The 275-nt window shown below is 36.0% G+C and carries 1 protein-coding gene; it reads right to left on the reverse strand.

Translation table 11 applies throughout. The features are described from left to right. Positions 1 to 27: 27 nt before the first annotated feature. A partial coding sequence (locus tag SB659_RS19435) for a carboxymuconolactone decarboxylase family protein (RefSeq protein ID WP_410551586.1) occupies positions 28 to 275 on the reverse strand: 248 nt, incomplete at its 5' end.

Genomic DNA, 275 nt, shown 5'->3' on the forward strand with positions numbered 1-275 from the left:
ATGTTAGCTTTTTCATCTTCTCACTATTTATTTATCTTTTAATACTTCATTCAGAACATGTTGGGAGGCATCGCTTTCTTTACTGCCAATGGTTTGTTTGATAATGCCTACAAATTGATGAAGCTGATTCGGAGTTAAGCCCATGTTTAAACCAATTTTAAAATGGGAGCGTAGCATTGGTTCTACATCACCAATACTGCTGAGTACGGAAATGGTTACCAATTCCCTTTCTGCATAGCTTAGAACATCGCGTTCAAAAATATCAGCAAAAAGAT

This window comes from Arthrobacter sp. SIMBA_036 (assembly GCF_046535135.1).
Classification (GTDB): Bacteria; Actinomycetota; Actinomycetes; order Actinomycetales; family Micrococcaceae; genus Arthrobacter.